This window comes from Streptomyces candidus, assembly GCF_014207445.1.
Classification (GTDB): Bacteria; Actinomycetota; Actinomycetes; order Streptomycetales; family Streptomycetaceae; genus Streptomyces; species Streptomyces candidus.
The window spans coordinates 221,421-247,301 of sequence record NZ_JACHEM010000005.1 but is presented as its reverse complement, the minus strand read 5'-3'; the positions used below and the strand labels follow the sequence as shown (position 1 = coordinate 247,301).

General features: G+C 70.5%; 29 protein-coding genes. 13 read left to right on the top strand and 16 right to left on the bottom strand.

The window, feature by feature from the left end; all coding sequences use genetic code 11:
* Window positions 1–7: 7 nt before the first annotated feature.
* The 3 genes from HNQ79_RS12110 to HNQ79_RS12100 all read right to left on the bottom strand — a co-directional run bounded on the left by HNQ79_RS12110 (window position 8) and on the right by HNQ79_RS12100 (window position 2,714).
* The gene (locus HNQ79_RS12110; protein ID WP_185029884.1) at window positions 8–736 is read right to left on the bottom strand and encodes a serine/threonine-protein kinase; all 729 of its coding nucleotides are present in this window, start codon (window positions 734–736) and stop codon (window positions 8–10) included.
* A gap of 13 nt (window positions 737–749) precedes the next feature.
* Complete coding sequence (locus tag HNQ79_RS12105) at window positions 750–932, bottom strand: hypothetical protein (protein WP_185029883.1); 183 nt, start codon at window positions 930–932, stop codon at window positions 750–752.
* A gap of 954 nt (window positions 933–1,886) precedes the next feature.
* Window positions 1,887–2,714, bottom strand: coding sequence for an ATP-grasp domain-containing protein (locus tag HNQ79_RS12100; protein WP_229923395.1), 828 nt, complete (start codon window positions 2,712–2,714; stop codon window positions 1,887–1,889).
* Between the two features lie 549 nt (window positions 2,715–3,263).
* Here HNQ79_RS12100 and HNQ79_RS12095 point away from each other — a divergent pair.
* Both HNQ79_RS12095 and HNQ79_RS12090 read left to right on the top strand, forming a co-directional pair.
* Entirely contained in the window at window positions 3,264–3,869 is a 606-nt protein-coding gene (locus tag HNQ79_RS12095) for a DUF11 domain-containing protein (RefSeq protein ID WP_185029882.1), read from the top strand.
* 336 nt (window positions 3,870–4,205) lie between these two features.
* Window positions 4,206–5,579 (top strand): serine/threonine-protein kinase, encoded by a 1,374-nt coding sequence (locus HNQ79_RS12090; RefSeq protein ID WP_229923394.1) that lies wholly within the window; start codon window positions 4,206–4,208, stop codon window positions 5,577–5,579.
* Window positions 5,580–5,769: 190 nt separating this feature from the next.
* Here HNQ79_RS12090 and HNQ79_RS12085 read toward each other — a convergent pair whose 3' ends face one another.
* The gene (locus HNQ79_RS12085) at window positions 5,770–6,957 is read right to left on the bottom strand and encodes a cyanophycinase (protein WP_221507628.1); all 1,188 of its coding nucleotides are present in this window, start codon (window positions 6,955–6,957) and stop codon (window positions 5,770–5,772) included.
* A 344-nt stretch (window positions 6,958–7,301) separates the two neighbouring features.
* On the opposite strand from HNQ79_RS12085, the gene HNQ79_RS12080 reads away from it, so the two are divergent.
* The 7 genes from HNQ79_RS12080 to HNQ79_RS12050 all read left to right on the top strand — a co-directional run bounded on the left by HNQ79_RS12080 (window position 7,302) and on the right by HNQ79_RS12050 (window position 13,788).
* A complete protein-coding gene (locus HNQ79_RS12080) occupies window positions 7,302–8,249 on the top strand; it encodes an ABC transporter substrate-binding protein (RefSeq protein ID WP_185029880.1) in 948 nt (315 codons plus the stop codon).
* A 1-nt stretch (window position 8,250) separates the two neighbouring features.
* Window positions 8,251–9,210: an amino acid ABC transporter permease gene (locus HNQ79_RS12075; RefSeq protein ID WP_185029879.1), complete on the top strand. Its 960-nt coding sequence runs from the start codon at window positions 8,251–8,253 to the stop codon at window positions 9,208–9,210.
* Complete coding sequence (locus HNQ79_RS12070) at window positions 9,207–9,971, top strand: amino acid ABC transporter ATP-binding protein (protein ID WP_308437326.1); 765 nt, start codon at window positions 9,207–9,209, stop codon at window positions 9,969–9,971. Before HNQ79_RS12075 ends, HNQ79_RS12070 begins: the two co-directional genes overlap by 4 nt.
* The gene (locus HNQ79_RS12065; protein ID WP_185029878.1) at window positions 9,968–11,203 is read left to right on the top strand and encodes a M20 family metallopeptidase; all 1,236 of its coding nucleotides are present in this window, start codon (window positions 9,968–9,970) and stop codon (window positions 11,201–11,203) included. Before HNQ79_RS12070 ends, HNQ79_RS12065 begins: the two co-directional genes overlap by 4 nt.
* Before the next feature lie 17 nt (window positions 11,204–11,220).
* Window positions 11,221–12,516 carry a cyanophycinase gene (locus tag HNQ79_RS12060; RefSeq protein WP_185029877.1) on the top strand — a complete coding sequence of 432 codons (1,296 nt, stop codon included), beginning with the start codon at window positions 11,221–11,223 and terminating at the stop codon, window positions 12,514–12,516.
* Between the two features lie 107 nt (window positions 12,517–12,623).
* Complete coding sequence (locus HNQ79_RS12055; RefSeq protein ID WP_185029876.1) at window positions 12,624–13,496, top strand: MurR/RpiR family transcriptional regulator; 873 nt, start codon at window positions 12,624–12,626, stop codon at window positions 13,494–13,496.
* Between the two features lie 55 nt (window positions 13,497–13,551).
* Window positions 13,552–13,788 (top strand): hypothetical protein, encoded by a 237-nt coding sequence (locus HNQ79_RS12050; protein WP_185029875.1) that lies wholly within the window; start codon window positions 13,552–13,554, stop codon window positions 13,786–13,788.
* Window positions 13,789–13,800: 12 nt separating this feature from the next.
* Here HNQ79_RS12050 and HNQ79_RS12045 read toward each other — a convergent pair whose 3' ends face one another.
* Complete coding sequence (locus HNQ79_RS12045; protein ID WP_185029873.1) at window positions 13,801–14,238, bottom strand: hypothetical protein; 438 nt, start codon at window positions 14,236–14,238, stop codon at window positions 13,801–13,803.
* A gap of 174 nt (window positions 14,239–14,412) precedes the next feature.
* Here HNQ79_RS12045 and HNQ79_RS12040 point away from each other — a divergent pair, with 174 nt between their 5' ends.
* Window positions 14,413–14,841, top strand: coding sequence for a PRC-barrel domain-containing protein (locus HNQ79_RS12040; protein ID WP_229923393.1), 429 nt, complete (start codon window positions 14,413–14,415; stop codon window positions 14,839–14,841).
* Between the two features lie 369 nt (window positions 14,842–15,210).
* Here the strand turns inward: HNQ79_RS12040 and HNQ79_RS12035 are convergent, their stop codons facing one another.
* The 6 genes from HNQ79_RS12035 to HNQ79_RS12010 form a co-directional block, all read right to left on the bottom strand.
* Window positions 15,211–15,609 (bottom strand): sensor histidine kinase, encoded by a 399-nt coding sequence (locus tag HNQ79_RS12035; protein ID WP_229923392.1) that lies wholly within the window; start codon window positions 15,607–15,609, stop codon window positions 15,211–15,213.
* Window positions 15,610–15,817: 208 nt separating this feature from the next.
* The gene (locus tag HNQ79_RS12030; RefSeq protein WP_185029868.1) at window positions 15,818–16,360 is read right to left on the bottom strand and encodes a sugar O-acetyltransferase; all 543 of its coding nucleotides are present in this window, start codon (window positions 16,358–16,360) and stop codon (window positions 15,818–15,820) included.
* 57 nt (window positions 16,361–16,417) lie between these two features.
* Window positions 16,418–16,645: a hypothetical protein gene (locus tag HNQ79_RS12025; protein ID WP_185029866.1), complete on the bottom strand. Its 228-nt coding sequence runs from the start codon at window positions 16,643–16,645 to the stop codon at window positions 16,418–16,420.
* A gap of 226 nt (window positions 16,646–16,871) precedes the next feature.
* Window positions 16,872–17,294 (bottom strand): hypothetical protein, encoded by a 423-nt coding sequence (locus tag HNQ79_RS12020; RefSeq protein WP_185029865.1) that lies wholly within the window; start codon window positions 17,292–17,294, stop codon window positions 16,872–16,874.
* Between the two features lie 277 nt (window positions 17,295–17,571).
* Window positions 17,572–18,411, bottom strand: coding sequence for an ABC transporter permease (locus HNQ79_RS12015; protein WP_185029864.1), 840 nt, complete (start codon window positions 18,409–18,411; stop codon window positions 17,572–17,574).
* On the bottom strand, window positions 18,408–19,346 hold the full coding sequence (locus HNQ79_RS12010) for an ATP-binding cassette domain-containing protein (protein WP_185029862.1): 939 nt from the start codon (window positions 19,344–19,346) through the stop codon (window positions 18,408–18,410). The genes HNQ79_RS12015 and HNQ79_RS12010 overlap by 4 nt, the downstream gene beginning before the upstream one ends.
* A 165-nt stretch (window positions 19,347–19,511) precedes the next feature.
* On the opposite strand from HNQ79_RS12010, the gene HNQ79_RS12005 reads away from it, so the two are divergent.
* Entirely contained in the window at window positions 19,512–20,138 is a 627-nt protein-coding gene (locus HNQ79_RS12005) for a PadR family transcriptional regulator (protein WP_185029860.1), read from the top strand.
* 61 nt (window positions 20,139–20,199) lie between these two features.
* On the opposite strand, the gene HNQ79_RS12000 is transcribed toward HNQ79_RS12005, so the two are convergent.
* Window positions 20,200–20,484 (bottom strand): aldo/keto reductase, encoded by a 285-nt coding sequence (locus tag HNQ79_RS12000; protein WP_185029858.1) that lies wholly within the window; start codon window positions 20,482–20,484, stop codon window positions 20,200–20,202.
* A gap of 220 nt (window positions 20,485–20,704) precedes the next feature.
* The gene (locus tag HNQ79_RS11995) at window positions 20,705–22,078 is read right to left on the bottom strand and encodes an NAD(P)-binding domain-containing protein (protein WP_185030301.1); all 1,374 of its coding nucleotides are present in this window, start codon (window positions 22,076–22,078) and stop codon (window positions 20,705–20,707) included.
* A gap of 223 nt (window positions 22,079–22,301) precedes the next feature.
* Between HNQ79_RS11995 and HNQ79_RS11990 the strand changes: the two genes are divergently transcribed.
* Together HNQ79_RS11990 and HNQ79_RS11985 are read left to right on the top strand one after the other, a co-directional pair.
* Window positions 22,302–22,661: an ArsR/SmtB family transcription factor gene (locus HNQ79_RS11990; RefSeq protein WP_185029856.1), complete on the top strand. Its 360-nt coding sequence runs from the start codon at window positions 22,302–22,304 to the stop codon at window positions 22,659–22,661.
* Between the two features lie 30 nt (window positions 22,662–22,691).
* A complete protein-coding gene (locus HNQ79_RS11985; RefSeq protein WP_185029854.1) occupies window positions 22,692–23,216 on the top strand; it encodes a GNAT family N-acetyltransferase in 525 nt (174 codons plus the stop codon).
* Window positions 23,217–23,357: 141 nt separating this feature from the next.
* Here the strand turns inward: HNQ79_RS11985 and HNQ79_RS11980 are convergent, their stop codons facing one another.
* From HNQ79_RS11980 to HNQ79_RS11970, 3 genes are read right to left on the bottom strand one after another with little or no spacing between them, the layout of a single operon-like run.
* Window positions 23,358–24,422, bottom strand: a complete 1,065-nt coding sequence (locus HNQ79_RS11980) for an ArsO family NAD(P)H-dependent flavin-containing monooxygenase (RefSeq protein ID WP_185029853.1) — start codon at window positions 24,420–24,422, stop codon at window positions 23,358–23,360.
* Window positions 24,419–25,534: an ACR3 family arsenite efflux transporter gene (gene arsB / locus HNQ79_RS11975; protein WP_185029851.1), complete on the bottom strand. Its 1,116-nt coding sequence runs from the start codon at window positions 25,532–25,534 to the stop codon at window positions 24,419–24,421. Before arsB ends, HNQ79_RS11980 begins: the two co-directional genes overlap by 4 nt.
* The gene (locus HNQ79_RS11970; protein WP_185029849.1) at window positions 25,531–25,839 is read right to left on the bottom strand and encodes an ArsR/SmtB family transcription factor; all 309 of its coding nucleotides are present in this window, start codon (window positions 25,837–25,839) and stop codon (window positions 25,531–25,533) included. Before HNQ79_RS11970 ends, arsB begins: the two co-directional genes overlap by 4 nt.
* Between the last annotated feature and the right edge of the window lie 42 nt (window positions 25,840–25,881).

The window sequence follows — 25,881 nt, the reverse complement described above, 5'->3', positions numbered from 1 at the left end:
TGCGCCGTCACGGCCGCGCCCCGGCCTGGAGGTGGCGCGCCGCCTCGACCTGCAGGGCCACCCGTGGGTCGTCGCCGCCCATGTGTGCCACGAACTCCAGCCCGGCCCCCAGGCCGAGGGTTGCCGGCACACCGTCCAATAGAACCAGCCAGCGTCCGGCTCCGGCTGCCTGCAGCCAGTCCCGGCGGCGCACCGCACGGACGAACCCCCGGGCGACGTCGACAGGCCGGTCGCGGGCCACATCGGCCACGGCACAGTCCGCTTCGGGGACCGCGAGCGGGGCCAGGAGGGCGAGTTGATGGGTGAGCACCTGCCACGGAACGTCAGCGAGCCAAGCCACCTGGGGCTCCGCCTCGGGGCCTGCCTCCGCCGCGCGGTCCGACCCGCCGCCGGAGGGCGCGTCCAGCCTCCGCAGGGTTTGTTTCATCGCCCAATGGCTCCACACCGAGACAGGGGAAGCATCCGCGGCGGGTGGGTAGATGTGCACCGCTCTGCCGAACAGGGCGAGATCGTCGGCTTCGGCAGGAGCACGGCGCAGAACGCTCGGCAGAACGGCATCGGCTCCCACCACGCGTACGGCGGCGAGGGCCAGGCCCGCGTTCGCCTCGGCGCCGTGGACATCCGGGATGCCGGCGGCCAACCGGAACCGGCCCCCGCTCCGAAGAGCGGAGGCCAGCTCCGAAGCGAGGCCCTGCACCGCGCCCGTCAAGGGCGTCGAAGTGCTTGACTGCTCCATACGACTGCTCCCGTCAACCCTTCTTCGGCCGCGGCGTCGGAGGCGACAGCAACAGGTTGCCCGCACCGCTCTGCAGAGCGAGGGCCGCGCATTCGCGGGTGTCGCGGTAGAAGCCGACGACCTCGGTCGGGTTCAGAGCCTCCTCTACGTCCGGGATCTCGGTGAGCTCGACGGTCAGAAAATCGGTGGAAGGCATATCCGCCATCCCCTTTCTGTTGAGCACTGTGTCCTGGATGCGCTGGTGGCTCGGTCACGTATTCAGTGCCTGGCCACGTCACTGCGCGATGAACACACGTCCAGCTTGATACGTAATGCCCCATTTGTCCACCAGAGAGCAGAACGCGGCGCCCTCCGTTGCCATTGACGCGTCCCGCCCGGAGGGGAGTTGATAATTGAACTACTGAGGTAGGCCGGGGTTGATGGTTGAACTACTGAGGCAAATGGCCAGAACCAGCCAAAGTACTGGCGTCGAGGTCGCGCACGCCGCGCATTTCGGAGGCTCGGGGCTCAAGTGACCTCTGTGGTCCGTGCGTTGCGGGTGCGTGGCGCCGTGGACGATGGCGGAGACCCGAACGTTGAGGCGAGCAAGGCTTCACGGGTGCCGTCGTGCGTTCCCGGCGATGCGTGACCGGCGGAAGCCGTGCAGCCGGGCACCACCGGGCTGAACGCCCCTGGTACAGGTGACTCCGGTCCTGCAGGGCACGCCACGGTGCGGGATCATCGGCCCGGTACCCATGGTCCGTGCCTGACGGCGACACTCACACACGCCCCAACCGCGGTCACGCGCCCGGCTGTTGCGGCCCCTTGGGGTCGACCGCACGGCCGCGGCACGGCCGCTCGGCGAGGTCCACTTGAGGGACCTCGCCGAACGGTCCCACACGACGCGGGTTGTGGATGCCTGAGATGTCCGCGCGAGACCTGGAGGTCAAGCCGGCCGACCACATACTCGTCGGCGTCAGGGAGGCGGGGGCCGTCGCCCGGAGATGGCACTCGGCTCTGGTCGGTGCGCGTCCGGACGACGTGCGGCCGGCCGAGGGTGTACGCCAGGACCAGAACGTCGGCGACGGGGCGCGCGTAGCCCATGACGCGGCCATGTCCGGGCCGACGGAGTCGGGCGGCAGCAGGAAGCGATACCGCGCTGGGTGCGGCGCTACTGCCCCGCGGTGGGGGCGCGACAAAAGGGAAGGTCGCGCGCTGCTGTACGGCTGCGCGGGCCGGCCGCGCGCAGGACGACCTCCAGGGCCCGGTCGGGGTCTGCGGCGTAACAGTTGCTGAACCAGGCCATGTTCGCCTCGACAACTGCCCACCGGTCGCCGTCCCCGCCGCCGCGCACGGGCGCGCTCAGCACTCCGACGTCGACGACCACCGCACTGGGTAGGCCGTCCCCGCAGCCGGCCAGGAGATCGTGCGCGAACCGGCGTACCGGGCCTTCCTGGCGATGGCCTTCCAGCGGTGCGACATCGAGGCGTCCGAAGGTGGCGTACTGCGATCCCGTGAGTACGGCGCCGTCCAGGACGTACAGGCGGAACTCCGCGGCCCAGGTGACCACGTCGCTGAGCAACACCGGTGTGTCCCCGGGAAGTTCGGGATCGCCGGGAAGGCTGCCCCCGTCGGGGTGCACGGCTGCCGGAAAGCTCTTGTCACGCGGTGGCTTGGCGAACACCGGCCGGGTCACGCGTCGCGCCTCGGCCAGGGTGGCCAGGGTGACGCGACGGCCGGTGCAGGTGGGAGGGAGGGCAGCCAGCCATCCGTCGGACGGTTCCATGAGTGCGACGTCCCAGGCGTCGAGGACCTGGCCGAGGTGCGCCGCGAAGGTGGGGCCACCGTAGTAGTGGACGTCGGTGCGCCCTCGAACGGAAAGACCGTCGCGGGCGGACCACACCTGTACGTCCATTCCTCGCCGAACCGCCGCCCGCGCGAGCAGTTCGCGGGTGCTGGTGCACTGCGGCGCCAACGCCAGGAGACCGTGATCGTTCACGAGCACCGACGATGCCACCCTGCCCGCCCCGCGGTCCACCGTCTTTCTCGTGGCCGGTCCCCTTTCGTGGTCCCGGGAGGGAAGTTCGGGAGCGGAGCCGGCCGGGCACGGGCAACGGCGCACCGGGTGGCCGGCAGAGGTGAGCCCGGTACGACGGCACGGGCGGACGTGCGCGTGCAGACGCGCGGCGTCGGGCGGGGCCGGCAGCCGTGTGGCGCGCGCACCGCTGCGGGAAGCATCGTCCGCACCCCGGGCCGACGCGTCGCCCGTGCCGCAACCGTCGCCGTCTGCCGCGTTTTCTCCTCCGGGCCCGCGGGACCATGGTCACTCGGCCCCACGACCGCCCCCGCCCAACGCCCGGGCCGCGCACGCCATCGCTGTTACCTCATCGACGTACGACCGTCGTACGGGCGAGGCAGGCACAAGGACCTCCTTCTCGTACGGCCGGGACTTGTGCGGCCCGCTCGCGCCCCGGCGGCGTGGTCTGGTGGAGGTACCGGGCGCCCACCGCCGCGCGCCGCACGCATTCCGCACCGGAGGTCCGTTTCCATGAACTCTGCACGTTTCGCCACGTCACGCGGTCGCTGCGCCGCCTCCGTCGTGGCTGGCCTCGTCGTCACGGGGGCGGCCCTCACGGCCGTCACGGCGGCTCCCGCCTTCGCCGCTCCCGCCGCGCCGAAGCCCCCGGCACCCTCCTACGGGTACGACGGTCACTACGGTGACGCCTGGGTCGGCGGCAAGTGGGGTCAGGACTACTACCGGTACCCGAAGCCCACGGTCGCCCACGCCGACCTGAAGGTCACCGCGTCGGGCCCCTCGCACATCGACCACAACCAGGAGCAGGTCTGGCGTGTGAAGGTCACCAACGTCGGCAGGAGCACCGCGCACGCGGTCAACCTGGTCACCACGCTCCCCAACGGCATCGACCACGTCGCCGACCGGGTGAGCCGGGGGACATCGTCGTACACGCCCGGAGGCAGCCTCGTTGCCGGCCTCGGTTCGCTGAAGCCCGGGGCCACGGTCACCCTGGACATCGCCGGAAGGGGCCCCTCGTACGGTGGCGGCACGGTCCACCTGCGTACCGAGGCGGGCACCAGCAGCCGTGAGATCAACACCTCCGACAACTCCGCCACGGTGACCACACGGATCAGCTGACGCCGACCCTTCGAGAAGAACCCCGCACATCCCGGACGCGGGACGTCCACTCAGTGGGCCGGGAGCGACGGCCGCCGTGCGAGAACCTGCCCGCACGGTGGCCGTCGTTCGTTCAGCACCAGTGTCGGTGTTTCCGGCTCGGTCACCCGCAGTGTCATGCCCCTGGCGGAGACACATTCTCGGCAGTCCGGTCCTTTTGCCCCGGCGATGGGGGGCTACCGCGGTTCCTTTCGGGTACCTGCTTGCGGTGGCTTGCCGGTCACGGTCGGTCGGGGGCGTGTGTCCCCTGCATTGAGGGTGGGAGAGGGTATGGGACTTCGTGATTCGGCTCGGGCCGTGGCTTCCCGGTGTTCCACCGAGGTGCTGGGCGGCCGGTACCGTCTGGACGAACCGATCGGCTCGGGCGGGGCCGCCGACGTCCACCGGGGTCTGGACCTGCGGCTGGGGCGGCCTGTGGCGGTCAAGGTCTTCCGTCCCGACTCCGGCGTCGACATCGAGGAGGAGTCCCGGCGCGAGGCGGTGCTCCTGGCCCATCTGCACCATCCCGGCCTCGTCAGCGTCTACGACGCCGGCCAGGACAAGGGGCACGCCTTTCTGGTCCTGGAGCTGATCGAGGGCAGCACGCTGCGCAGCCGCATCGAGCAGGGGGCCCTCCCGGTCGCGGAGACCGCCGCCCTGGGGGCCGATCTCGCCGGAGCGCTTGGGCACGCCCATGCTGCAGGCGTCGTCCACCGGGACGTGAAGCCCTCCAACATCCTCCTGGACGCCTCCGGCCGCCCGCACCTGACCGACTTCGGCATCAGTCGGCTACTGGACACCACCTCCCGCACCGCCACCGGCACCCTCATCGGGACCGCCGCCTACCTCTCCCCCGAGCAGGTCCTCGGCCAGAGAGTCGGCCGAGCAGCCGACATCTACGCCCTGGGTCTGGTCATCCTGGAATGCCTCACCGGCCGCCCCGAGTACGACGGCGGCCCGCTCGAAGCAGCCATCGCGCGACTGCACCGCGCCCCCGCTCTCCCCGGCCACCTGCCCGAACAGCTGCAACGCCTGCTGCGGGACATGACGGCACTGGACGGCCACGACCGCCCCGATGCCCACGAGTGCGCCGACGCCCTGGCAGCCCTGACCGGCAGCGCCGCCCCTGAGGGGGCCACCCCCGACAGCGGCCCGCCGCTACGGGTCACCAGCCTCTGCGCCCCCGCCGAGCCCCCGCGGACGGCCGACCGCACCCACCCGAAACCTCCCGGGGACGCCGGGCGGACCTCTCGGCGTGCCCGGGCCGCGCGCGCACGCCCCCTCGTGGCGGGGGCCGCCGCGCTCACCGCCGTCCTGGCGACCGCCCTCACCCTCACCGACAGCCCGCCGGTACAAAAGGGCCAGGACGCCGCACGCACCCCCGTGGCGACGCCTCCCGCCACGCACCGCACCCCCGCCGGCCCCCCTCCGGGAACCGCACCCGTGCGCAGTACCCGCCCCTCCCCCACCGGCCCGCAACCCTCGGCGCCCGCTCCCGTCTCCATGAACAAGACCGTCAAGGCCCCTTCCGGCAGCCTGAATTCGCCCGCCGCCCCTCCACGGCGTACGGCGTCCGCTCCTCCCGCGAGCCGTCCAGACAGCCGGAAGAAGGAGGCCAAGACGGCCGAGAAGGCGGAGAAGGCCGAGAACAAGGCGGAACGGAAGGAAGCCAAGAAGGCAGCGAAACGCTGACGGCACCCGGCCGGCGGGCGCGACAGCAGGCGGAGTCGCACCACGCGGGCGGCAGTTCTTCGTGCAGCGGCAGGCCGGCGCGCTGGGTGCGCCGGCCTGCCGCGCCTTCCCCCTGACCGGCCGCCCCGCGCTTGCGAGGAATTCCGGCCGAGCACCGGGGGACGGGAGGAGCGGCCCGCTCAGGTCCTGGTCACGGCGCAGTGGTAGGTGCGGCACCGGAGCCGCGGTAGGCCTCCACGTCGAGGTAGTAGGTGCCCGTGCCCGCGGTGGTCCTGGTGAGGGTGTCGTCGTCGTCCGCCTCGGTTTCGGCGAAGGTGGTGGCGGGTGCGGTGCCGCAGTCGGTGTGCGGTGTTCCGTCGTAGAGGTTGGCGTCAGCTCTTCCGTTGGTGATGCTGCGCAGGTAGTAGCCGCAGGTGGGGCGGTTGCGGAAGTCGTAGGTCTGGCCGGCGGTCAGGCGCCAGATCCTGTAGTTCGAAAAGGTCAGCGGACGGCCTGGTACCGCCTGTTCGGGCTGGTGGTCGCCGAGGACGACGTAGGCCTGCTTGCCGTAGAGCGTGGCCTGCCCCGAGCGGTCGAGGTACAGGGAGCTGCCTTCGTCCACTCCCACGCCCCATGCTTTGCCGCCGGTGGTCCGTCCGTCCTTGATGGCCCGGGCGACGAACGCCATGGTGCGGCCCATGCGGTCGCGGGTGACGAAGTGCGAGTCGTTGACGACGCCGCCGTAGTCGGCCCACTCGAACATGCCCGTGGTGAACGAGAGGTAGCGGTCGTACGGGTCGGCGAGCGCTTCGGAGCTGGTGACGCTGCCGTTGCAGGCGTCGTAGACGACAGGGCTGTTGATGTGGTGGCCGGCGCTGCCGCCGCCGGAGCCGCCGCCCTTGGCGACGACGGATTCCACCGATGCCTCCAGGGCCGTGCCCTTCCATGCGGCGTAGCGGCACTGGTCGCCGCCGGCGAAGAAGACGAACTCGGCGTTGCGTATGTCGGAGTTGACCTGGGTGTTGTTGCCGTCGCGGGCCGCGGTGAGCGTCCAGGTCGTGCAGGAGTTGACTCCCGGCAGGGTCATGACGGTGTCGCACTCGGGGGTCCTGCTCCCGGAGGTGGGTGCCGAGCCGCTGAGGACGACGACATCCATGCTGCCGGTGCCCCCGCGGATGGCGTCGACGGCGCGTGCCATCGGAGCGGTGAGGATCTTGCCGTCACCGTTCATGACGTACGCGGGGCCCTGCCAGGAGGCGCGTTTCGCGTCGGTCGCGCTGCCCAGTCGGATGCGCGTGGCAGCCGCCTCGGCGGTTCCTGCCGTGACGACAGTGGCGGTGAGGGTGAGCAGCGCGAGGGTGGCGGGGGCCAGCTTCGCGTGCGGGGACTTGGTTCTCATGGGGGGCTCCGGGGCTCGGGGATGGGTCCCGTCGGCGGACGGGACCCGGTGGCACCGCAGGGGAGGGCCAGGTCGTTGAGTCACAGACTCCGGACCCGGCGGTCACGCGGTAACGGAACTTACAAGCCATGCCGGTTGCGCGATAGGTGTATGGCAGAAGATGTTGGTACAGGCCGATGGGCGCCGCCGAACGCAACACTTCCGGGGCCGAGGGCACAGCGGGCGGCCCCGTTACGCGAACGTAACGGGCGATACATCTAGCCAATTTTCCGGGCGATCTGTAACTTCCCTGTTCGAGTCGACGACCTACGTTTCCGTCGGCCCGACTGGAGAGGTTCGACCCCATGAACGTTCATTTCGCCCGACCGGTGACGGCAGTCCTCGGCGCAGCGGCGTTGGCCGTCCTGACCGCCTGCTCCGGCTCGGAGGCCGGCTCGCCCCCTGGCGGCGGGAGCGACGCGAAGATCGCCGGGGTAGCGGTCGCCAAGGACCGGAAGCTCCACGACATGCTCCCCGCCGCGATCCGGAAGTCGGGAACGGTGCGGGTGGCGACCGACGTGCCGTACGCGCCCTTCGAGATGTTCGTCAGGGAGGGCGCGAGTGCCCTCACCGGGGTGGACTACGACCTCGGCCAGGCGCTGGGGGCCAAGCTGGGAGTGAAGTTCGCCTTTACTCCGCAGAAGTTCGACGGCATCGTGCCCGCCCTGCAGGCGGGAAGGTTCGACGTGGCGTTGTCGGCCATCACCGACAACAAGGAACGGCAGAAGGTGGTCGACTTCGTGGACTACTCGCAGTCCGGTTCCGGCATCATGGTCGCGGAGGGCAACCCGGCGAAAATCGCCACACTGGACGACCTGTGCGGCAAACCGGTGGGTGTCCAGGCCGCCACGAACCAGCTCGACCTCCTCAAGGCGCACCAGAGCCGGTGCAGGGCCGCCGGCAGGAGCGAGATCGCCGTCCAGACCTTCCCCAAGGACTCCGACGCCCAACTCGCCCTGCGCGCGGGGAAGGTCGTCGCGGACGTCCTGACCAAGCCCGCGGCCGGCTGGACGGCCAAGACCGCCGATGACGGCAAGGTGTTCGACCTCGTCGAGGACCCTGCGGCTCCCGGTGGCTACAACGCCTCCCTGAACGGCATCGCCGTCTCCAAGAAGCTGCCGGAACTGACCGGTGCGATCCAGCAGGCGCTGCAACACCTCATCGACGACGGCACCCTGAAGAAGATCTGCGACAAGTACGGCGTCGCTTCGATCGCGGTGAAGGAAGCCACCAGGAACGGGTCGGTGAAGTGACATGGTGACCCTCTCCCCCGCAGACACCCAAGCGCACCGGCCGGTCCCGGACGAGAGTCTGGAGGTCGTGCCGCTGCGCCGGCACGGCCGCTGGATCGCCGCGTCGGCCGCGATCGCCGCTCTTGCCGGGCTGGTCGGGTCCCTGGCGAAGAACGACAACCTGCGCTGGGACGTGGTCGGCGACTACCTCTTCGCCGACCTCATCTTCGACGGCCTGGTGACCACGCTGTGGCTGACCGCCGCGGCGATGGCCCTCGGTCTGGGGCTGGGCACGGTCATCGCCGTCATGCGGCTCTCCAGCAACCCCATCCTCCACGGCATGTCCTCCCTGTTCGTCTGGGCGTTCCGCGGGACTCCCCTCCTGGTCCAGATCATCTTCTGGGGCTATGCCGCCGCCCTCTATGAGCAGATCAAGATAGGTGTTCCGTTCACCGGTATCACCTTCGTCTCGTGGGACACCAACAGTGTCCTGACCCCCGCCGTCGCCGCTCTCCTCGCCCTCGGTCTCAACGAAGCCGCCTATGCGTCGGAAATCGTCCGCGCGGGCATCCAGTCCGTGGACCCGGGCCAGGCGGAGGCCGCCCACTCGCTCGGCATGCGACCCGCTCTCACGACGAGGCGGATCGTCCTGCCGCAGGCCATGCGCGTCATCATCCCGCCCATGGGCAACGAAACCATCAACATGCTCAAAATGACCGCCCTGGTCTCCGTCATCGGGGCCCACGACCTGATGTCCAACATCCAGGAGGTCTACGCCCAGAACTACCAGGTCATCCCCATGCTCGTGGTCGCCAGTCTCTGGTACCTGGCCCTCGTCTCGCTGCTGAGCATTCCGCAGGCCTACCTGGAGCGCCGCTACGGCCGCGGCACCGCCCGCGGCCAGAGCGCCTCCGTGGTGCGGCGCATGCTCGGTGCCCGCGCCTGGCCGACACGACCGACCAAGAAGGAGGCCGGCCGATGACGGCACCCATGGTGCAGGCCAAGGGCGTCATCAAGAACTTCGGCGCGCTCGAAGTCCTCAAGGGCATCGACCTCACCGTCGAACGCGGGCAGGTCTGCTGCCTGTTGGGCCCTTCCGGCTCCGGCAAGTCCACCTTCCTGCGGTGCATCAACCACCTGGAACGCATCGACGCGGGAACGCTGACCGTCGACGGCGACCTCGTCGGATACCGCCGTCACGGCCAGAAGCTCCACGAGCTGCGCGAGAGCGAGATCGCCCTGCGGCGCCGCGACATCGGCATGGTCTTCCAGCGCTTCAACCTCTTCCCGCACATGAGCGCGGTGCAGAACATCATCGAGGCACCCGTCAACGTCGCCGGAATCCCCCGGGCCCGGGCCGCGCAGGAGGCGCTCCGCCTCCTCGAACAGGTCGGTCTCGCCGACCGGGCCGACCACTACCCCGCGCAACTCTCCGGCGGTCAGCAGCAACGCGTCGCGATCGCCCGCGCCCTGGCCATGAAACCCAAACTGATGCTGTTCGACGAACCCACCTCCGCGCTCGACCCCGAACTGGTCGGCGACGTACTCGACGTCATGCGCACCCTGGCGGCAGAAGGGATGACGATGGTCGTCGTCACCCACGAGATCGGGTTCGCCCGAGAGGTCGCCGACACCGCGGTCTTCATGGACGAGGGCGTCGTCGTCGAAGCCGGGGACCCCCGCCAGGTGCTCGTCGAGCCCGAACAGGAACGCACTCGCGCGTTCCTCTCCGCGGTCCTGTGACCGCCACGTTCAGCCGGCAGCTCCAGGCCTCCGCCCTGCACCGCAGGGCAGAGGCCCGCCAACGCCAGTACCTGGCCGATCTCCGTACCCTCGTCGCCATCGACTCCGGGTCCTACAGCCCCGACGGCGTCAACCGCGTGGCCGCCTGGTTCCAGGCCCGGCTGGAACGCATCGGTTACGGCACCGAGCGCATCGCCCTGCCGGGGCACCGCGGCCGCGCCCTGGGCGACGTGCTGATCGCCCGCAGGCAAGGCGCTCTGCCCACCGGTTCCGGCGGACGGCGCATCCTGCTCGCCGGCCACATGGACACGGTGTTCGAAGACGGCACCGCCCTCGCCAGGCCCTTCCAACAGGCCGGGGCACTGGCCCACGGGCCGGGCGTCAGCGACGACAAGGGCGGCCTTCTCGCCGGCCTCACCGCCCTGGAGATCCTCCAGGAGGCCGGGTTCGACCAGTACGCGGAACTGGTGCTGCTCGCCACCCCCGACGAGGAGATCGGCTCCCCGTCCAGCTCCGAGGTCGTCCGGCAGACCGCCCGCGGCACGCACTACGCCCTGGCGCTGGAGTGCGCCCGGGAGAACGGCGACGTGGTCATCGCCCGCAAGGGCGTGGCCGACTTCCTGATCACCGTCCAGGGGCGCGCCGCCCACGCGGGCATCGAACCCGAACGGGGCGCGCACGCGGCCCTGGCGGCAGCCCACCTCACCCTCGCTCTCCAGGCACTGAACGGACAGTGGGCGCAAGCCACCGTCAACGTGGGCGTCGTCCGTGCCGGCACCCGCGCCAACATCGTGCCTCCGCATGCCGAACTCCACATCGAGGTCCGCGCCGCGAGCGCCGCCGCACTGCACCGCATACGCGCGGCCATTCACGCACTGGCAAGCCGCACCGAAGTACCCGGCACCACCGCCCACGTCCAGCAGCTCGACCTCTGCCCGCCGATGGAGGACACCCCCGCGAGCCGGCGCATGTTCCACCTCGCCCGCTGCGAGGGGCGCAGACTCGGCCTGGACCTGGGGGCGGCGGCCACCGGTGGTGTCGGTGACGCCAACACCATCGCCGGCGCCGGTGTACCCGTACTCGACGGGCTCGGACCGGTGGGCGGCGCCGACCACACCCCCGAGGAGTGGCTGGACACCGACTCGGTCGCCCCGCGCATCGCACTGCTCGCCTCGCTGATCGTCGCCCTAGGCGAAGAACGCGAACCACCCTCCGCCACCCCGCAGACCTGACACGCAGGAGAACCCTCATGCGCCATCCCTCCACCCCACCCCGACGCGCCGTCCTCTCCGCAGGCGCCGCCGGTCTCGTCCTGGCACTGACCACCACCCCCGCCGCCCTCTCCGCCCCGAACCCCACGCCACCCGCCAGGGGCTCGCTGGTGCTGGTCGGCGGCGGCCTCAAGGCGGACAACGCCGCCGTGTACGGGGAGATAGTCAAGCGCGCCGGTGGGGCGGGCGCACGTATCGGCGTCCTCACCGCCGCCTCCGTCCCCGCCAGCCAGGACCCGCACGCCCACGATCCCCGGAAGTGCAGCAACTCCTCCTGCAACGGCACCTACTACGCCGGCCTCTTCAAGCACCACGGTGCCGCCGACGCCCAGTGGATACCCGTCGACCTCGATCACATCGATGCCGCGGACTCCGACGAGGTCGTGGCCCAGGTCAACACCATGACCGGCTTCTTCTTCGGCGGCGGCGACCAGTACCGCTACGTCACCACCCTCCTGCACGGTGCGCGGCACACCGACTCCAAGGTGCTGGCGGCCATACGCGCCAAGCTCGCCGCCGGTGCCGTCGTCGCCGGCTCCTCCGCCGGAGCGCAGATCGCCGCCGGCCGCGACATGGTGACCGGAGGTGACTCCTACCGGGGCCTGCGCGACGGCAGCGCACCCGGTTACTTCGACGACCCCACCCGGCTGGCCCATCTGCCCGCCGGCGGCTTCGGCTTCCTCACCTCCGGCCTCATCGACACCCACACCGGGGCATACGGACGCGAGGGACGTGCCCTTCGACTCGCCGCGGACACCGGCCACGACCGCGTGTACGGCCTGGAGGAGAACACGGCCCTCGTCGTCGACCGCCCCGGTACCCCGGCCGAGACGCTCACCGTGCGCGGCACCCGCGGCGTCACCATCCTCGACCTGCGCCACAGCCGCACCGGGGAGAACTCCCAGGGCTGGTCACTGCACGGCGCCCGCTACCACCACCTCGCCGACGGCGACCGCTACGTCCCGCACACCTGGACCGCCCGCCCTGCCGCCACCAAGCACCGCCTGCGGGCACTCGGCCGAACCCCCGTGCCCGTGAACACGGATGTCTTCCACTCCGCCGACAACCCCGAGGGCCGCCCCTACTCGCTGCTCGGCACCGCCCGCGCCCTCGCAGCGACCCGCGCGCAGCGTTCCGCCGCCGCCACCTCGTACGAGGCTGCCCCTCGCTTCACGGTCACCCTCACCAAGACCAACCGGTTCGCCACGTGGACCTCGGACGGCTCCGCCCCGGCCACCCTGACCGGACTGGATCTCTCCGTCACCGCGCAGTAACCGTTGCGCCCCCGGCCGGCCGCGTGCGCCGGGACACCGCATCCGCCGAGCCGGGGGCACTAGGCTCGGCGGATGCGGCCTGCACTTCCCGAGAGGACCCCCACCCGATGAGCAGCACCCTCGCCGACGACATCCGCACCAAACTCGGCGACCTCAGTCCCGCCGAGCGCAAGGTCGCCCGCGTGCTCCTCGCCGGATATCCCTCGGCCGTGTTCGAAACCGTCGCCACCATCGCCGAACGCGCCGCGGTCTCCGCCCCCACCGTCCTGCGCTTCGCCGCCCGCCTCGGCTACCGGGGCTTCCCCGAACTCCAGGCCGCCCTGCGCACCGAACTCGACGCCCGCAACGCCTCGCCCCTCAGCCTGTACGAGGCCAACGACCTGGCCCGCGAGGACGATCCGCCGAGCACGAACCGGCCGAGCCTGCTGATCCGGACGAGCACGGTACTGCCCGCTGCCGTCGTACAGACCTGCGCCGAGATACCGCCCCACGACTTCGAGCGTGCCGTGGCCCTGCTCACGGACCACAAGCGGCACATCACCCTCGTCGGAGGCCGCTTCACCCACCTGCTGGCCCAGTACCTGGGGCTGCACCTGATGCAACTGCGCCAGGACGTGCGCCTCCTCCCCGACCGCCCGGTCGAACGCACCGCCGCCCTGGCCCAGTTGACCAAGCGCGACGTCGTGGTCCTCTTCGACTACCGCCGCTACGAGGACGACAAGACGGCCATCGCGCGTCTCGTGCGTGAAGCCGTCGGCAAAGTGATCGTCTTCACCGACCCGTGGCTCTCCCCCGCCGCCGCCCATGCGGACGTCGTCCTGCCCAGCCAGGTCAGCACCCTCTCGCCCTACGACAGCCTCGTCCCCTCGCTCGCTGTCGTCGAAGCACTCATCGCCGGCGTGGTCGACGCGCTCGGCCCCCAGGCCCACCAACGGATGCGCACCTACGAGGAAGTCGCCCGCCGTTCGGGACTTGTCTGACCAACACCGGTGCGCGACGGGGACGCCGGACGGGGACCTCCGAAGGAACACCCACATGAAGCGCAGTCGTCGTCGGAGCCCCTTGCGGCTGGGGCTCGCCGCCCTGTTCGCACTGCTCCTCACGCTGCTCGCGACCCCGTCGACGTCGGCCGCACCCGCCGTGCGAGCCGACGCGGGCTCTGTCGTGGCGTCGTTCGACGTCACCGCGCACACCAGGTGGGGCCAGCAGGTCGAGGTGCCGAGCGGACGGACCGCTCGGCACTTCCCGTGCTCCGATCCCGATCGGGAGTGACCGCACGTGCCGTCAGGATGCGGGCCCGGCGGTGTGGTGAGGATGGTGACGGGTGCGGCGCTCCTCCTTCATCTCCGCCTCGTACACATGCTCCCTGCCTTCGGCGAGCGCGGTGCGGGCCTCCTCCTCCAGCTTCTGGAAGGGCTTGTAGTACGTGTCGTTGTACGCCTCGACCACCTGGAAGGTCCAGTGCCCGGGGATGACGTTGCGCCCCAGGATCTCCCGCTCGACGCGGTCCGCGTACGCGTCGTGGCCCGCCTTCCGGAGCAGCCGCACCGCATCGTCCAGCGTCAGGTCGGCCGTGCCCGTCAGCTGATGGAACTCGTACAGGGCGCCGCGGGCCCGTTCGGTCGTCTCCAGGGCCTTCGACAGGGCTCCGAGTGCCTCCACCGTGGTGTCGTCAACGCCGGGCGGACGCCGGTGAGCGGGGTTCTGTGGATCTTTGTTCATGCCCAGCCGTGTTCCCCGTCCGGCCGCTCCCTCACCCCGAATCACCCACTCGCGGCAACCGGGGGCGGTACGAGCAGAAGGTGCGTAGCGCCCGTGGTTTCGGGCATGCGCCCCGGAAGAGGCAGACGACGCGTCACGCGCCCTGCGCACGCCCGACCCTCCGGAGGAGGAACCGTGGACAATACACGTATCCCCGCACTCATCAAGCTGAGCGACACGGATCAGACGGTCGCCGCACAGGAGGAGGACATCCGGGGCCGGACGGTGATCGCCGCCGACGGCGAAGAACTCGGCAGGGTCGACGACCTGCTGGTCGACGACACCGAACGCAAGGTCCGTTTCCTGCTCGTCGAGCACGGCGGCTTCCTGGGGATCGGCCAGAAGAAGACGTTCGTCCCCGTGGACGCCGTCACGCGGATCGCCGAGGACCAGGTCTTCATCGACCGGTCCCAGCAGCAGGTGAGCGACGCCCCGGCGTACGACCCCGACCTGGTGGTGGAACAGGAGTACACCGAGGGCGTGTACTCGCACTACGGCTACATGCCGTTCTGGGGCGTGGGCTACACCTACCCGCCGTATCCGCTCGGCCGGGGCATGCAGTAGGAACCGGACGGGCGCATGCTCTTCGACTCCTGGGGCGACATCGTCCGGGTTCTGGTCAGGGGATCGGCGCGTTGGAGGACGTACCGGCCGTGGTGCTGGAGACGGACGGCAGCTTCAGCGTGATCTCCCGCTCCCAGTACGGCTCGGGCACGGCTTTGGACAACGTCCCGCTTCCGGAGGGAAGGGCGAGGTGAGCGGAGCGCGCCGGGGGAATCCGTCCGGCGTTCCGGAGTCGGTGCGCCCGCCGTTTCGCGGTACCGGTGCGTAATGATCACCTCCCGTAGCAGGACACACTCGTTGGCGGTGCCGCCGGTCCGAGGGCCGGGTCAGCTGCTGTACGCCTCCAGCCGTCGCCCCGCAACCGGCGTGTCACGGGAACGTGAGAGTGACAGTGAGTCCGCCGTCTTCGTTGGCGTGTGCGGTGACGTGGGCGTGGTGGGCGTGCGCGATGGAGGCGACGATCGCCAGCCCGAGGCCCGCTCCCTCGCCGGCTGTGTGGGTGCGTTCGGTGAGGCGGCGGAAGGGTTCGAAGAGGTGGGGCGCGAGGTGGGAAGGGACCGGCGCGCCGGTGTTGGAGATGCGTAGTGTCCGGTCGGCGAGGGACACGTGGACGTGGCCGCCGGGGTGGTTGTAGGTGACGGCGTTGGCGAGCAGGTTGCGGACCAGATGGCGCAGCAGGATGGGGTCGCCGGTGACGACGGTCGGCTCCAGGGTGAGGTGGAGGGTGATCTGCTTCTCCCGGGCCCGGTCCGAGAAGCCCGTGGTCACGCCGACGGTGAGTTCGTCTCTACCCCGCCGTCCGCGCCGCCCGCATCTCCCCCACCCTCGCCCTCCACTCCGCATAGAGACGCCACCGGCGCAGCGCGGGACGGGGCTGCGCCGGAGGAAGAGTGTCACAGTTCGCCGGACGCACAAGCCCGCCCCGCTGCCGCTCGCGCCGGCTGCGAGCCGTCACGCACCCCCGAGCGCGACGCCGTCACCACTGCCGGTGCACGGTTGCCTTGCCGCCGGTCACCAAGCTGGCCGGCGGAACGTCCTCAGCCACGACCGCGCCGGCGGCAACCACGGCGTCACGGCCGATGCTGACGCCGGGCAGGATCGTCGCACCGGCACCGATCCACACATTCTCCGCCACGTCGATGGGTGCGCCGGTGAGGTACAGCCGGCGCTCCTCGGGATCAACCGGGTGGCCACCGGTGATGAACGTGACCTTCGGTCCGATCATCACGCGCTCGCCGAGCCGGATACCGGCGTAGTCCAGGAACGTGCAGTTCTGGTTGATGAAGACGCGCTCGGCGAGGTGCAGGTTCAGGCCATGGTCCGTGTAGAAGGGCGGATAGATCGTGACTCCCGGCGGCAGGGGCTTGCCGAGGATCTGCTCGAACAGTTCCGCCTTGCCCGCCTCGTCCTCGAACGGCAGGACGTTCAGGCGGGAGGTGAGTTCGGTGACCCGAAGGACCCTCTCGGCCATCGCCTGGAACTCGGCGCTGTGGATGCGCATGAGACGGTCGCTGGACACGCCACGATCCCTTCTGTGTACCGGTGGCGGGGCAGGACGCGCACCGGTTGATCCATGTCAACGGTGACAGAGGAAACAGCCCTCCCAGTGCGGCAATGCGCTGAGCACTCGATGCCGCGCGCACGAGCCGACATGCTGATCCTGCAGTGTCAGCAGAGCAGCGAATCGGTAGTCCCACGCCTCATCAGCAAGGTCGGACACCGCCAGCATCAGCACATCGATGAACACCTCGGTGCCGCCGTTGGACAATTCCAGACGCTGCCCGACGGCTCTGCACACGTTCATCGGCCCACGATACGTTGGCGGCAACCGGCAGCAAGAGACGTACGCCGCCCTGGGACCGCGTTCCGCGTTCCCCCGCGAACGGTCCGCCAGGGATGCCGTGCTCGTCGCGGACGGCACCCCAGTTGCCCTCCCGCGACCGCGCCCTGGCCGAACCGTCCAGGAACCAGCGGTGGCCCACCGACCGCGAGGTTGGCATCGACGCCCCGCAGCACGAAGCAGGACGAGGTCACAGCCGCTTGAGTCCGACGTACTGGAGCGCGGCGAATCCGCCGACCGTCAGGCTCTGCAGCACGATCCACACCGCGCCGACGCCGGTCGGGGAAAGGGCGCCGGAGATGAGCACCGCCAGGCTGAGTACGGGCCACAGCAGGTTCGCCGCTATCACCGCCGACAGACTCGCGCGGTTGATCTCCCTCCGCGTCCCGATGACGAGCACGCCCAGCGCGTAGAGGAGCAGGAACGCCCCGACCGGATACTGGACCGCCGTCGTGACGCCCAGGAGGGAGTCGAGGACCGGGGCGAGGGCCAGGTAGGCGATGCCGTTGAGGCCGGTGACCACCGCGTCCAGCTTGAGTACCCGTCGGGCGAGACCCTCGGATGCCGTCGGCCTCGCGGATGCGGCCACCCCGTCGTACTGCGTCGAAGCCATTGTCTTCTTCCTCTCGTACGTCAGGAAAGGTGCCCGGTACGGAAGCGGCCCGTCCGTGGGGCCGCCTGCCGTTGCTGCACGGTAGGCGGCACCGGGACGGGCCAACAATTACCTCCGAGGTAATGACCCGGTCGCGGTCAACTGCTTCGCTGCCGGCCGGCAATTCCCGTTCTCCGCCGCCTTCTTCGCCTTCTCCGGCGCCGCTCGACGGAAGAGGTCCTTTGCGGGAACGACCGCCGGGCCGGCCGGCCCTGACGGGGGTCACGGGCCGGGTTCGTCAGCGGCTCAGGTCACGGAACCTCTTGACCGCCAGCGGGAAGAACACCGCGACCAGGGCCACCGGCCAGGCCAGGGCGAGGAACTCCGCGTGGGTCGCGGCCCAGGAGTGGCCGACCGCGCCCGGGTTGCCGAAGAGGTCGCGCACCGCGGTGGCCGTGGCCGACATCGGGTTCCACTCGACGACGGCGCCGAGCCAGGAGGGCATCGACTCGGGCGAGGCGATGGCGTTGGAGAGGAAGGCGACCGGCCAGACCAGGATCTGCACGGCCTGCACCAGTTCGGGCTTGCCCGCGACCATCGCCAGATGGATGCCGATCCACAGCATCGCGAACCGCAGCAGCAGGAGCAGACCCACCGCTCCCATGAAGGAGGCGAAACCGTTGCTCCAGCGCCAGCCGATCGCGTATCCGACACCGATCATCACCGTCAGGCCGACCACGGATTGCAGCATGTCGGCGATGCTGCGGCCGACCAGAACGGCGCCCGAGTTCATCGGCATCGAGCGGAACCTGTCGATGACACCCTTGCCGAGGTCCTGGGTGACCGAGAGCATCGTCGCTTCCAGACCGAAGGCCATCGTCATGGTGAGCATGCCGGGCAGCAGGTAGGACTTGAAGTCTCCCTCGATGCCCTTGCCGCCACCGATCAGGTAGCCGAACATCAGCAGCATCATGACCGGGAAGACCAGCCCGACGACCACCTGCACGGGCTGGCGTGCCCAGTGCGCCAGTTCACGCCTGGTCATCGTCCAGGAGTCGGCTGCCGCCCAGCCCAGTTTCGAACCCGCCCCATCCGCCGGGTTCGCCTCAACCGTGGTCACACTGTGGGTCGCGGTCATGCCGCCTCCTCCTTCGTCAGCTGCATGAAGACCTCGTCGAGGGTCGGCCGGCGCACCGCGATGTCCTCCGCGTCGATACCGGCCGCCTGCAGTGCTTGTACGGTCTCGGTCAGCGCCGCCATCCGGTTGCTGATCGAGGCACTGACCATCCGCCGGTCCCTGTCCTGGTGCACGTCACCGGGCATCACCGACGCGGCGCGGTCCAGTTGCGCCGTGTCGTGCAGGACCACGTCGATGCGGTCGCCGCCGGTCCTGGACTTCAGCTCGTCCGCCGTGCCCTCGGCGATGACCCTCCCGTGGTTGATCACCGCGATCCGGTCGGCGAGTTGATCCGCCTCCTCCAGGTACTGCGTGGTCAGCAGTACGGTCGTTCCGCCGCCGACCAGGGAGCGCACCGCGTTCCACACCTCTGTGCGGCCTCGTGGGTCGAGCCCGGTCGTGGGCTCGTCCAGAAAGAGCACCTGAGGCCGGGAGATGAGGGATGCCGCCAGGTCCAGGCGCCGCCGCATACCGCCGCTGTACTGCTTGATCGCTTTGCTGCCGGTGTCCGTGAGACCGAACTGGGCCAGCAGTTCGTCGGCCCGCGTCCCGGCCCGCCGGGCGCCGAGGTGGTGGAGACGGCCGAACATCTCCAGGTTCTGACGGCCGCTGAGCTCCTCGTCGACGGCGGCGTTCTGGCCGAGGAGCCCGATCCGCGAGCGCACCTCGTCGGCCCGGGTCCGCACGTCGATGCCCGCCACCTCGACGCGCCCCTCGTCGGGGCGCAGCAATGTCGACATGATGCGTACGGCCGTGGTCTTCCCGGCGCCGTTGGGACCGAGGATCCCCAGGACGGTCCCGGCCCGGACCGTCAGGTCGAGGCCGTCGAGAGCCGGTTTGTCCTTGTACCTCTTGCGCAGACCTTCGACGACGATCGCCGGATCGAGGTCAGACAAAACATCCTCCTACAGCCCAGTGGCTAAGTTTGACTAGTACGCCAGGATCCAGCCCCGGCGCCAATTGGTCAAACTTGATCAGACGGTGAGAGTACGGCAGGGCTCGCCACTAGTCAAACTTGTATAGGGATAGTCTGGTCAAGATTGTCCAGAAGGGGGATGTCCATGTCGGCGATCCGACTACTCGTTCTCGGCGCGGTCCGCCAGCACGGACGGGCCCATGGCTACCAAGTACGCAACGACCTGGAGTACTGGGGCGCCCACGAGTGGTCCAATGCCAAACCGGGCTCGATCTACCACGCGCTCAAGCACATGGCGAAACAGGGGCTGCTCATCGCCCACGAGATCGCACCGAGCACCGCCGGCGGCCCGCCCCGCGTCGAGTACGAGATCAACAGCGACGGAACCGAGGAGTACTTCAGACTGCTGCGCGAGGCCCTGCGCTCGCACGAGCAGAAGGCCGACGTCCTCTCGGCGGGCGTCGGCTTTATCGTCGACCTGCCGCGCGACGAGGCGGTCGCACTCCTCAGGGAACGGGTCGCCGGGCTCGAGGAGTGGCGGTCCGCGGTCACCGAGTACTACACACCGGAGGGCGGGCCCGACCAGCTCGGCCACATCGGCGAGATCATGAACCTGTGGGTGCACTCGGCCGACGGCGGGATGCGGTGGACACGCGGCCTGATCGAGCGGATCGAGGGCGGCGCCTACACGTTCGCCGGCGAGGGCGAGCCCTTCGTGGGCGTACTCGCGGACGGCGAGCCGAACCCCTTCGCGACGGACGGGCGGTCGTAGGACGACGAGCGCCGCTGGACCACGGCCCTCCCCGCCGAGATGTCCGCCGGTTCCGGTTCCGTCACCTCCTGGCGCCTCGGTCCAGGCCGGACACGGCTGCGCCGAATACTCCGGGGTGGACCTGCGCGAGGAAGTCGCCGGGGAATCCGGGAGTGAAGTCGGCGCCGGCCTCCAGACGTTGTGCCTGTTCCCCGGACAGGGTCGTGTCGAGCACGCCGAGGTTGTCGGCCAGCTGCTCGGCGCTACTGGCACCCAGGATCGGATGCGCAGCCGCGGAGCGTGACCGGATCCAGGCGAGGGCGACCTGGGCGGGCGTGGCGCCGATCTCATCGGCGACCTCGCGCACGGCAGCGACCTCAACGGCTACCGGTGCTGATCAGCCACCCGCCGTTCGCCGTGCTCACCAGTACGGGCACCCCACCACGGCGCCGTGAGGCCGCATCGAGCCGTCGCAGAGCGGGTTCGAGGGTTGTTGGTCGCGCGGGGCGCGGGCAGCATGGCGCGGGGCCGCGACCGGCCCCCGGGTCCGGTCGCGGCCCCTGTCGTATCGAGGCGTCCCGGGGGCGTCAGCAGCCGCCGGTGGAGGAGGCAGGGTCGCCGGAGCCAATCTGCACGGTGGCCGGTGCGGCGCAGCAACCGCCCCCGTCCTCGGCGCGGGTTGCCTCGTCGGCCTGCGGGTCGTCGAAGAGTCCGGCGCCGCCGCACACCCCGGTCTCCGGAAGGGTCAGCTCGACGCGGTCGGCGGCTTCCCGGTCTCCGGCGAGGGCGGCGGCGATCGAGCGGACCTGCTCGTAGCCGGTCATCGCGAGGAAGGTGGGGGCGCGGCCGTAGGACTTCATGCCCGCCAGGTAAAGGTCCTGCTCGGGGTGGGAGAGCTCGCTCGCGCCGTGCGGGTAGACGGTGCCGCAGGAGTGCTGGTTGGGGTCGATCAGCGGTGCCAGCCCAGTGGGTGCCTGGAGGCGTTCGTCCAGGTCCAGGCGAAGTTCGGCCAGGAAGGAGAGGTCCGGGCGCAGACCGGTCAGGACGATGACTTCGTCGACCGCGTCCAGGCGGCGGCCGTCCTCGGCGACGAGGACGATCCGCTCGCCGTCGCGTTCCAGGGCGGTGGTGCGGAAACCGGTGACCGCGGTGGCGTGGCCGTCGTCGACGGCTGCCTTGGCGGCCAGGCCCAGGGCACCGCGGGCGGGGAGCTGGTCGGCACTGCCGCCGCCGAAGGTCGACCCGCTGATCCCGCGCCGCAGGACCCACACCGAGTGGGTGTCCTCGGTGTCCTTGGCCAGCCGGGCCAGTGTGGCGAGGGCGGTGAACGCGGAGGCGCCGGAGCCGATGACCGCGGTGCGCTTTCCGGCGTAACGCGCCTTGACCGCAGGGTCGTTGAGGTCCGGAATGCGGTAGGAGACGCGGTCCGCGGCGGCGCGTTCCCCGAGGGCGGGCAGGCCGTCGGCGCCGATCGGGCTCGGGGTGGACCAGGTGCCGGAGGCGTCGATGACCGCGGCGGCGAGCAGGCGCTCCTCGCGGCCGTCGGCGTGGGTGACGTGGACGGTGAAGGGCTGGGTGTCCCGGTCCGCGTCGACGATGCGGTCGCGGCCGAGCCGGGAGACTCCGGTCACCGTCGCGTCGTAGCGGACGGTGTCGCCCAGGGCGTCGGCGAGCGGCTGGAGGTACAGCTTCGCCCAGTCGCCGCCGGTCGGGTACGCAGCGCCGTCGGGCTTCACCCAGCCGGTGGGGGCGAGCAGCTTCTCCGCTGCGGGGTCGACGAGTTCGGCCCAGGTGGAGAACAGCCGCACGTGTCCCCACTCCCGCACCGCGGCGCCCGCCGACGTTCCTGCTTCCAGGACGAGGGGGGTGAGGCCGCGTGCGGTGAGGTGGGCGGCGGCGGCCAGGCCGACGGGGCCGGCTCCGATCACCACGGTGGGCAGGGCGGCGGTGGACGCGTTCACGAGGGCTCCCCGGGTCTTGTATCGATGTTTGTCGATGGCTTGCGCCGTCAGCATCACACTTGATTCGATGTTCGTCAACATAGACATCGACCGAATCAGTGGGGGTCGCTGCGGGGTTCACCGCGGTCACGTCCCACCGCGCCGGCGCTTCCGGTGACGCCGCCCCTGGCGGCGGGCACACCCGCCCCTGCCGCTTTGATTCGACATGTGTCAACATAGATGCATGTCGAATAGCCGCGCCCTGCCCCTGCTGGACCCGGATGTGCAGCCGTGCTGTCCGCCGCTGAACGAGCGCCCGCTGACCGCCGAGGAAGCGGTCCGTACGGCGGCGATGTTCAAGGCGCTGGGCGACCCGGTGCGGCTGCGCCTGTTCTCCGCCGTCGCCTCCCACGAGGGCGGCGAGGCATGCGTGTGCGACATCTCCGATGTCGGGGTGTCGCAGCCGACCGTCTCCCACCACCTCAAGAAGCTCAAGGACGCGGGCCTGCTGGCCTCGGAGCGGCGCGGGACGTGGGTCTACTACCGGGTCGAGCCCAGCGTGCTGGCCGCCATGGGCCAGCTGCTGACCTCTGCCGCGCGCTGAACCGACTGACCTCCTGCCCCGAGGATCCCGATGAAGGAGTCATTCGTGCCCCGCCCCGCCGTATCGGTGACCGTCGTGCCGCTGCAGTCCCTGCATGCGACACAGGTGCGGGAGATCTTTCAGGCGGGTATCGACGAGGGCCACGCCACCTTCGAGACCACCGCCCCCGCCTGGGACGTCTTCGACGCCGCCAAGCTGCCGGCGCACCGCTTCGCCGCCCTCGACGAGGAGGGGAGGCTCCTGGGATGGGCCGCGGTGAGCCGGGTCTCCGAGCGGTGCGCGTACGCCGGGGTGGTCGAGCACTCGGTGTACGTCCACCCGGACGCACGAGGGCGCGGCGTGGCATCCGTCCTGCTCAAGGCGCTGGTCAACTCGACGGAGGCGGCCGGGATCTGGACGCTCCAGGCCGGCATCTTCCCGGAGAACGCTGCCAGCCTCGCCGTTCACCGGCGGGCGGGCTTCCGTGTCATCGGCACTCGCGAACGCATCGGCCGACACCACGGGGTCTGGCGGGACGTGGTCCTCCTCGAACGCCGTAGCACTGCCGTGTCCTGACCTTCCACCGGCGGTGATCGAGGGGGCGTCGGCGACGATGACACCCCACACGGGCACCGCCCGGGCCCCAGCTGACGGCTTCGGCGTGCTGACTCGACGCCGCTCCCCCTGGGAACCGCCCGACGGACCGGGCTGCCGTGTTCAGCGCAGCAGGTCCGCCAGGGCGCGGGCCGCGTCCCGGGCCGGGCGGCCGACGCCTATCAGCGTGGCGGACGCAGGGCCGGTCCAGTCGCCGTAGCCCAGCAGGTGCAGCCGGGCCTCCCCCACCGCCTGCGTACCGGTGGTGGGGATGCGTCCCCGCGGCCCGCGCAGACCGAGCGGGGCGAGGTGGGACAGGGCGGGACGGAAGCCGGTGCACCAGATGACCGCGTCCGCGCCCGTGGTGCTGCCGTCGGCCCAGCGGACGCCGTCGGCGGTCAGACGGCTGAACATCCCGGCCGCGCGGAGGAGCCCGGCGTCGCGTGCGGCGCGGACCGGCGGGACGGCGACGACGTCTCCGAGGGAGGCCACCCCGCCGGTGTCTTCGCGGCCCGCTTCCAGGGCGCGGCGGCGTGCGGTGGCCACGTCGAACAGGGCGCGGCCGTCGATGTCGTCGGGCAGGAAGCGCGGCGGGCGCGCCGTGACCCACGTCAGGTCGGCGGCCCGGCCGTCCAGGGCGAGGTCGGCGGCGATCTGCGCGCCGGAGTTTCCTCCGCCGACGACCACCACGCGCTGCCCGGCGAAGTCCGCCGGGGAACGGTAGTGCACGGTGTGCAGCTGACGTCCGGCGAACACCTCGCGGCCCGGGAGGGCGGGGAGGAAGGGCCGCGACCAGGTACCGGTCGCGCTGATCACTGCCCTCGCCCGCCGGACGCCGGTGTCCGACTCGACGAGGAAGTGGTCGCCGTCGCGGCGTACGGCCTCCACCCGGGTGCCGTGCTGGACAGGGAGGTCGTAGCGCTTCTCGTAGTCGGTGAGGTAGCCGACCACGTGCCCGGCGTCCGGGTAGGTCTCGCCGGCCTGGGCGGGCATGAGCCGTCCCGGCAGGGAGGAGTGCTCGGCCGGGGAGAAGAGGTGCAGGGAGTCCCACATGTGCTGCCAGGAGCCGCCCGGTGCCGGATCGGCATCCAGGATCTGGAAGTCGAGGCCCCGGCGGCGCAGGTGGTAGCCGGCGGCGAGCCCTGCCTGGCCGCCGCCGACCACCGCCACTTCCGTGTGCTGGGTCACGGGGCCGTCGTCACAGCGTCGGGAGGGAACTTCTTGCGCCAGGCGAGCGCGACGTGGACCAGGCCGATGAGGACCGGGACTTCGATGAGCGGTCCGACGACGCCCGACAGGGCCTGTCCGGAGGTGACGCCGAAGGTGGCGATGGCGACCGCGATGGCCAGCTCGAAGTTGTTGCCCGCCGCGGTGAACGCCAGGGTCGTGGTGCGGTCGTAGGCCAGGCCCAGGCCCTTGCCCAGGAGGAAGGTGCCGAAGAACATGATCGCGAAGTAGACGAGCAGCGGCAGTGCGATGCGGGCGACGTTGAGCGGCTGCGAGGTGATGGTGCTGCCCTGGAGGGCGAAGAGGACGACGATCGTGAACAGCAGCCCGTACAGCGCCCAGGGGCCGATCTTCGGCAGGAACTTCGCCTCGTATCCCGCACGGCCCATCTTCCGCTCGCCCAGACGGCGGGTCAGGAACCCCGCCAGCAGGGGGATGCCGAGGAAGATGACCACGTTCAGCGCGATGTGCCAGACGGACACGTCCAGGCCCTGGCCGTCGCCCAGGTTCAGCCAGCGCGGCAGCAGGTCGAGATAGAACCAGCCCAGCAGGCCGAACGCGAAGACCTGGAACACCGAGTTGAGGGCGACGAGGACGGCGGCGGCCTCGCGGTCACCGCAGGCGAGGTCGTTCCAGATGATGACCATGGCGATGCAGCGGGCGAGGCCCACGATGATCAGACCGGTGCGGTACTCGGGCAGGTCCGGGAGGAAGATCCACGCCAGCGCGAACATCACGGCGGGCCCCAGGACCCAGTTGATGACCAGCGAGGAGATCAGCAGCTTGCGATCGCCGGTGACGCGGTCGAGCCTGTCGTACCGGACCTTGGCGAGGACCGGGTACATCATGACCAGCAGACCGAGGGCGATGGGCAGGGAGATGCCGCCGATCTCGATCTTCGCGAGCGCGTCGTTCATCCCAGGGATCAGGCGGCCCAGGCCCAGGCCGACGGCCATGGCGAGCAGGATCCACACCGCGAGGTAGCGGTCGAGGGTGGAGAGCTTCTTGACGATCGAGTCGTCCCCGGCCGGGCCGGAGCCCCGGGCGGGGGTGGTGGTCTCGGCGGAGGTCACGGGCAGGCCCTCTTGTTCTCGGCAGCGGTACGGGCGGAGTCGGCCAGGGCGGCGAACTGCTCGGACAGGCCGGCCAGGACCTCGGGCCTGAGCTTGTAGTAGGTGAAGCGGCCGCACGGCTCGGTTTCCACCAGCCCGGTCTCGCGCAGCACCTTCAGGTGGTTGGACAGGTTGGTCTGCTTCGCTCCGGTCTCCTCGACCAGGTGCGTCGTGCAGAGGGTCTCGCGCGCCAGCAGGGTCACGATCCTGAGGCGGAGCGGATCGCCCAGCACCCGGATCACGTCAGGATCGACTGAAGTCAGCATGCGCTGATACTGTCACATCATCACTCGCTGATACCAGCGAGG